General features: G+C 44.2%; 6 protein-coding genes. 2 read left to right on the top strand and 4 right to left on the bottom strand.

The window, feature by feature from the left end:
- A partial coding sequence (locus ACXLDX_RS08150; protein ID WP_457576695.1) for a TonB-dependent receptor occupies positions 1-446 on the bottom strand: 446 nt, incomplete at its 3' end.
- Here ACXLDX_RS08150 and ACXLDX_RS08155 point away from each other — a divergent pair.
- Together ACXLDX_RS08155 and ACXLDX_RS08160 are read left to right on the top strand one after the other, a co-directional pair.
- Entirely contained in the window at positions 445-660 is a 216-nt protein-coding gene (locus ACXLDX_RS08155) for a hypothetical protein (protein ID WP_457576696.1), read from the top strand. The two genes, ACXLDX_RS08150 and ACXLDX_RS08155, sit on opposite strands and share 2 nt — an antisense overlap.
- A 973-nt stretch (positions 661-1,633) precedes the next feature.
- Positions 1,634-3,361: a flagellar assembly protein A gene (locus ACXLDX_RS08160; protein WP_457576697.1), complete on the top strand. Its 1,728-nt coding sequence runs from the start codon at positions 1,634-1,636 to the stop codon at positions 3,359-3,361.
- Between the two features lie 64 nt (positions 3,362-3,425).
- Here ACXLDX_RS08160 and ACXLDX_RS08165 read toward each other — a convergent pair whose 3' ends face one another.
- The 3 genes from ACXLDX_RS08165 to ACXLDX_RS08175 form a co-directional block, all read right to left on the bottom strand.
- Positions 3,426-3,662 (bottom strand): hypothetical protein, encoded by a 237-nt coding sequence (locus tag ACXLDX_RS08165; RefSeq protein WP_457576698.1) that lies wholly within the window; start codon positions 3,660-3,662, stop codon positions 3,426-3,428.
- 149 nt (positions 3,663-3,811) lie between these two features.
- A complete protein-coding gene (locus ACXLDX_RS08170; protein WP_457576699.1) occupies positions 3,812-5,869 on the bottom strand; it encodes an HAD family hydrolase in 2,058 nt (685 codons plus the stop codon).
- A gap of 63 nt (positions 5,870-5,932) precedes the next feature.
- A complete protein-coding gene (locus ACXLDX_RS08175; protein ID WP_457576700.1) occupies positions 5,933-6,865 on the bottom strand; it encodes a glycosyltransferase family 2 protein in 933 nt (310 codons plus the stop codon).
- Between the last annotated feature and the right edge of the window lie 266 nt (positions 6,866-7,131).

The following is a 7,131-nucleotide window of genomic DNA, read 5'->3' on the forward strand; positions in this document are numbered from 1 at the left end:
TAGGAACCGGCCATCTGCCCTTCATGTCCCTTTTTCCATGCTTCTTTTGTAATGATATTGATTACACCGCCCATGGCTGAACCCCAGCTTGAAGAGGCGGGGCCTTTGATTATTTCCAGTCTTTCAATAATTGATACGGGGATACCGTTGAGGACCGCATTGCCGTTTGAAGAGAGATTTAACCTGACTCCGTCCAGCAGTACCAGAATTCGATGCAGATCGTTGCTGCTGGCGCCGTGAATGGTCAGGGAGGCATCACTGCCGAAATCCATCCCATCATAGGTGACAAAGAGTCCGGGCACCCGGGCGAGCACTTCATACACGGTATGTGCATTCATTGCTTCTATGGCAGCCGCATTGACAACGCTGAGGTTTTCGGCAACCTCGGTCAGTGGCTTGGGATGTCGCGAAGCGGTCTGTACCAGCATCTCGTCATCAAAAAACATGGAAAGACTGCTTTCTTCAGAAAATGCGGGTAAGCAGGAGCATAGAAGAATAATAAAAAAACTTACTGGAAAGGCTGATTTCCCTCTTTTAATCATATTGCACCAGTTTGTTATCAACGTATTAAAAGTTGAAGACGGATTATACTTTTTAAGAAAAATTTGCAATAAAAAAAGAAAGAGAGATGAATTCCGGAATGGTAAGCAGATGATTTAGTGGAAGGTTTAGCCTGTTCTGTGAGTTTTGCCTTGTCCTCTATTTTTAGCAGGGACAGCAAGAATTTCGATTACAGGCAAGTGTTGAGAATGGTTCGGTTTTAGTGAGTGCCTGTCCATAGTTGGTCTTTTGGGCCGATATCTGCGTTGGCCGAAAAATTTTATCCTCGGAGGCAAGCGTAGACTCCGATATCAATTATATGCCTGTGGTAAAATTTCCCGTGCGCCTTGATCTCGAACAAAAATCCTCCTTTCTGGACAGACACTGATTACATCATAGTATTTTAAAATTAAATCATAATTACTCACAGGTACCCCAGCTTTTCACGGTCTCTTTCGTCCGCATAAGTAGGTAAAAGCGAAGAAGAGCCTGCAAAAATCTGCGGCTCCTGTGAGCAATTACAGTTCAGAGGTAATAAAATCATATAATTGTTACCCCGGTGAGTAGTTACATTAAATCATAATTAATTTTTTCATTTTCTGAAGTGCAGGATTCAGGGAGTAATCAATTTCAGTGCAATATACACTGAAAGGGACATCATGCATATATATAAACAGCAAGGCCAAGCCCAAAGAGCTCGCCCGCAACACAAAAAACTTTGACTGGAGCAAAAACTGCCGGCGATCAGGGGTTAATCGCTAAGTCTTCACGGATTCCTGGGGATAGATTACTTCCCTGAGCATGCATTTATACAGCACGGCTTATCAAGAATATGGAATTTTGATTCTTCGGCGAATTGTATACCATATTAGTATACTGTTTTCAAGGAAGTTTTGGTTTCACGCCCAAAAGGTATCCGTTACCACAATGTGTGGTTAATTAACTGCTATATTTCCTTGATAAATTACACCTTCTTCTGATTAAATTGAATTGGCAGCAAAACATAAATATTCACAGATGCCGCAGACTTTTGCAGGTTCCGGATTTACCAACTGCAGAATCTAAGCATCAATTGATCATTGGGTCTTATCAGATGACTGAAAAAAACGCTCCCCGGCAGAAAAAAATACTGGAACCCACATTTCATTTTGCTACTGGAAAAGTCCAGATAGGAGATGATATAGAAAACAAAGTGGCTGTTTCTGAACTTGTCAAGGCAAATCATATTCTGGCAGATTTCCCTAATTTTAAAAGACTGGAACCAAAGGGTTACGAAAAAGCCGTAATACAATGTGGCGAAAACACCTGTTTTTCAGAAGATGGGGAATCCGTTCTGTCACTTGTTCCAGGTTATCCCAGGATTACTGAAAATTCAGGCAGTAAAAATGATCAACAGGTTATTCTTGCAGTTGAACCGCTCTTTATCGTTTCACCAGATAAAATGAAGGTCACGCTCAATCTTCATCCTCCCCTGCCTGATTGCAGGTCCCTGCAGAATGTTGACCTTTACGAACTTCTGGAAGAATCCTCAATCATTTTTGGTCTCGACAGAAAAGAGTTGAAGAAAGCGGAAGAGTGTATCCTGAGAGGTGATCAGGAGTTTTCCAAATTTATTATTGCCAGAGGGCGTCCTGTCGGAAAGAGCAGGGATGCTTTTCTTCGGTTTGAGCTTGAAATCGGTCCCATAGCTGGAACACTTCTTGATGACGGCAGAATCGATTTCAGGGATCGCAGGATCATGGTCGGGATCAATAAAGGAGAATGTATTGCCACAAAAATTCCTCCTGTCCAGGGGACACCTGGTGTCAATGTGTTTGGTGAAGAGACACCGGCTCCTGAAGGAAAAGATGTGAAAATAAAAACTCTCAATGACGCAAAATTTTCGAAGGAAACCCTGCAGGTAACAGCCACAAAAGACGGGGTTCTTTCAATTGTGAATGACAATGTCATCAAAGTCTGCTCCAGACAGGTTATCAACAGCGATATCGACTACGAGACAGGAAATATTGACTCAAGAAACTGCGTCGTTATCCGCGGCTCTGTACAGCCAGGTTTCAAGGTTACAGCCGACGGGGATCTGGAGATAACCGGTAATGTCATGTCAACCTCTATAAAAGCCCTGGGAAATATAGTGATCAAAGGTGGTATCACCGGAAAAAAAACAAGCATCGAAGCCCTGGGCGACTGCGATATTAATTTTATCGAACAGGGAAGAATAAAGTGTGGCGGATTATGTGTTGTACGAAAACAGTCCTATTACAGCACTATTCATTCAGGTTCACATATCAGGTGCAAACCGGGCAGTTCAGTGATCAGTGGCAGTCTCATTGCTGCCGGAAATATCACAGTCGGTAATATCGGGACCGAAAACAGCAAATCAGCAGTTATAGGTGCAGGTGTTGTAGCCGAACGGTTACAGCACTACGAAGAACTCAAGGCCAGTGTTATTGAACAGCAGGATGCAATAATTCAATGGCTGCAGCGCTACAGAGGAAGTTCCACTTCAAGAAAGGTGAGGAAAATGGAACAGAAACTTGCTGAGACAAAAGCCCTGCTTTTAAGGGTCAATATGATTCCCGGTACCGGAATTTACTCCAAAGCCGGTGAAAACGAAAACGACCCGAAACTGACCGGCAGTGATTACGATGATCGAGGGGCAATTAATATTGATAAAATCAGGATTGATGTTGTGGGAACGGTCTATGCGGAGACAGTGATCCGAATCGGTAACCGTTCACTGAAACTGGATAAAACTGTTTCAGGAAGACAGTTCAGGCTCCATCCCAACAGAAGAAGAATTATTGCCAAACCTCTACGCTGAAAAATCTATCGGAGAATGGCCGGGAATAACCATTTTTGTAATTGCTCACAGGTGCCTCTGAACATCACATAATCCTGTTTTTTACTTTCTTCAGCAGTCGCAGCCTGTCCCCATGCCTTCCCAGCAACCAGTAAAGAATTCTACCGAAATAGTGCAGCACCGCAAGGGTAACCAGGCAACGTGCCCCGGGACCACCCCGAAAATTACCGAGGGGAATCCATTTTGAAAGAAGAGCAGTTTTTGCCAGGCGTGCAAGTTCGTTACCCTGCAGGTCGTATCTTTTCGTCAGTACAGTCTTCATGTAACTACTCACATAGTTTTTAATTCTTTGTTTTTTTGTAAACTTATTAGCGATATATGGTCAGGGTTGCCTAAGATTCGTGCAGGTGAGATTCATGGTTATCGACGGTTATAGGCTGATCACGATCTGCCCAATAGGCAATTCTGCTATCATTCATTAATTCTCTCACGTAAGTGCCTGAAGAACAGTCGTAATCTAAGCACAGGGTTCAGTCTGAGCTGCAGGTAGGAATACTCCCAGAGGGAGCGTATTCCACGACCGAAATCATTCCTGGGTTTCTTACTGCCATGAAAGTCATCCAGATGATTTCGATGCCTGATATTGATGATTTCTCTCGATTTTGGAAAAGCCAGTTTTGATACAAACAGGTAGTTCAGCCACGGTTTGAAATCTTCAAGATCATAACCGAGCAGAGCGGAGGCTGCTCCAAATCTGGCAGCTGAATCGATAATACCCTGTTGCAGCGGAGCAAAATACCGGTCCTGTTCAAGTTCGGCTTTTCCTGTCTCATCATCAGTTCTTCTGAACTCAAGCTCATACTTTCCGTCTTTTTGCAGTCTGTAACCGTTCAGGGTTGGGTGCGGGGCTCTGCAAGCCTCCTCAAAAAGATCACGGGCATAAAAGATCGTGCTTGCCGCAAGATCAAAGCGATCCCTGTCGTACATGATACCTTCAATACGGTTTTTATCATCCTGAGGATAGGGAATTCCCCTGGTTGCCCCGAAAAGATACGAAAAACAGCGGGGTCTGTCTTTCCGGTGGGCAATTGCCTCGTTGAAAAACCTTGGAATAGTGCCAAGCCAGCCGATATCTACTATGGCCACATTTTCATGCTCAAAATACCCTATATCTTCGAGATACAGCTCAAGTGCTTTTCCCGAAGAGTGGGTCTGTCTTTTCACCTCATCCTGAAAGGTGGCACTCCCAAGCATCGTGTTGAACTTTTTACGATTCTCCGGATCGTAACCTTCATGAACATGACTGAGGCAGGTTTCTGTTTCAAGACCATGTTCATGCAGAATCGTCTGAAACGGCTCAGTATCAAGACTGAAAATACGGCAGACATCCTGGAAATCACGGTTGCCGGCTGGGAGAAAGGCAATATCCACATTGGTTCTGGTCAATCCCTGGTGGGCGCAACATGCTCCCGCAAGGGCCATTCTGCTCACATAGAGGTATTCAATTTCAGGCAGAGAATTGTTCGGACAGAGAAAAGGTGCAGCCCTTTCCCAGTATTTTTTAAAGGTGTATCCTTCCCGGGAAAGGAAAAAAACTTTTGTTATACTGTTTTCATGACATTTATTAATCAATTCCTGGATAAAGGAACCGACAAGGGGACCGATAAAATTATAGCCTTCAATATAGAGAGGGGCCCTGGGACTGTTTTCTGCCTCAAGAGGTGCCATCAACTGCTGCAGGGCCCTGCCCCGCCAGAAAGGGCGGCCATCGCTGTAATTAACATAGCGCTTGACAATGGATTTTCGCATCTCTTCTCCAGGATCTTTGATTATCAAGGCCTCTATCCCGAACTCTTCTGCACGAAGACCATCCGAAAAACCGTTATCACCGATATGGAGCCATTTTTTCTTTTCAAGAGAATATTTTTTTTGAACAAACTCAAAACCTCTGCCTGAAGCCTTGGCCAGAAAAGTGTCAGCGGAAGAGATAACATCATCGACAAGATCCTCAAGTCCCGCATGAGCCACCAGTACCTTGAGATGGGATGCGGGCAGATACATGTCTGAAATAATGAGTAGACGTTTTTCTTTTTTCTTCAGTTCATCCAGCCACAGAACAAACTCTTTCCGGGGCACAAGCATGGAATTCTCCATTTTCAGCTCGTATCCGGTAACCTTCTGCAACAGCTCATCGCTGTATTGTCCCAAAAAAACTTCCTGTAGAGTTTTTTTCATAAAAACGGGATAACATGCCTCGTGATCGTCAAAACGAGTCCCAGTATCAGCGCGCTGCTCCTGCTCAATACGGTCACGGACAGCCTGGACCTGCCGCCAACCGATTTCAATACCATGTGATTGAGCAAGAATGGCAATGAATCTTGCAACCGGCAGTTTCACCAGGTCCGGGTCATGAATCCTGCGAACAAGCAGGGTGTCAAACAGATCAAAGGTGATAACATCCTTTTTTTCCGCCCTGCGTCTGCCCTCTTTGATAAGGGTTTTTAAGGAGTAGAATGTCTGCAATTTCATGAAATGGACATTATTGTTAATGTGTCTATTCGGAAGAGTAATAAATCGCCTCAATTCTGCAGTTCAGGATTGTCTGAGTACTCTCCTGCTGATGCAACGGACAATGCTCTTTAACAGCTGTCCAGTGGCTGATTTTACTCCGGGATGCTCTGTACCTGACAGTAATGTGCGAACATCACAGAGCTCTTTTTCCAGTTCCACCAGTCTTTCACTGCCGGAACGAACAATTTTCTTTAGTTCATCGGGGATTTTTTCCAACATGTATCTGGCGATCAGTTCCTGATCCTGCTCCCGTCCGATAACGGCAGCCTCTCCGAGGGTATTTCCAGAATGAATTCGATAATAAAGCAGCTTTTCATCGGCAAGATAATGGACTTTCCCGGGACAGGAAAGCATCAGCCTGAAAATATAGTCATAGTCATGCAGATAACGTAATGAGCAGAAATCACCAGTTTTTTTTACAGCTTCAGCAGTCATGAAAAGATTTGATGTGGTGACCATGAAATTCCCTTTCAGAAAGGCAGTGTAGATATCCCCGCATTCAAAATAGAATTTTCGGTTTTTCCTGTGCCAGATATTCCACCCGAATGCAGGATCATCAAATTCAACACCCTTGTCGGAAATGGGAATTACATCTGTGAAAACGACCTGGGACCGATTTTCCTCCGCATATTCCACGAGCCTTTCCAGCCGATTTTCTGTATATACATCATCTGAATTAAGGATTGCGGTAAATTTTCCATTTGCCAGGCCCAGTCCCCTATTGATAGTATTATAGGCATCCTGATTTTCCTGGTAATAATAACTGATCCTGGGATCGCTGCAGTCACGTACAATCTGACCGGTATTGTCGGTGGAGCCATCATCGATCACGATCAATTCCAAATCGTCCAATGTCTGGCAGAGTACACTTTCTACTGCGGCTTCGATGAATTTTTCGTGATTATAAGCTGGAATTATAACCGAAACCAGCGGTTCCGAACGCTTTTTACGCATCCTTGACCTCTCTTGTTGCCTGAGTTCATGACGACTTCGTTATTATTTTTGAGCAGATTGCCCACAGGCACCCCGGATTTCCAGGGTCTCTTTTGCCCGCAGAGCCACAAAAGGTCAAATAAAAAAAAGACCGTAATTGCTCACAGGTACCCCAGCTTTTCACGGTCTCTTTTGTCCGCATAGTAGGCTATAGCGAACAAAAGAGCCTGCAAAAATCTGCGGCACCTGTGAGCAATTACAGTTCAGAGGTTATAAAATCACATATT

This window comes from Desulfomarina sp. (genome assembly GCF_054039375.1).

What these genes read in the sequence shown, in the direction of transcription:
- ACXLDX_RS08170 (WP_457576699.1), bottom strand. Translation starts at nt 5,869, where the DNA reads ATGAAATTGCAGACATTCTACTCCTTAAAAACCCTTATCAAAGAGGGC.
- ACXLDX_RS08165 (WP_457576698.1), bottom strand. Translation starts at nt 3,662, where the DNA reads ATGAAGACTGTACTGACGAAAAGATACGACCTGCAGGGTAACGAACTT.
- ACXLDX_RS08155 (WP_457576696.1), top strand. Translation starts at nt 445, where the DNA reads ATGGAAAGACTGCTTTCTTCAGAAAATGCGGGTAAGCAGGAGCATAGA.
- ACXLDX_RS08175 (WP_457576700.1), bottom strand. Translation starts at nt 6,865, where the DNA reads ATGCGTAAAAAGCGTTCGGAACCGCTGGTTTCGGTTATAATTCCAGCT.
- ACXLDX_RS08160 (WP_457576697.1), top strand. Translation starts at nt 1,634, where the DNA reads ATGACTGAAAAAAACGCTCCCCGGCAGAAAAAAATACTGGAACCCACA.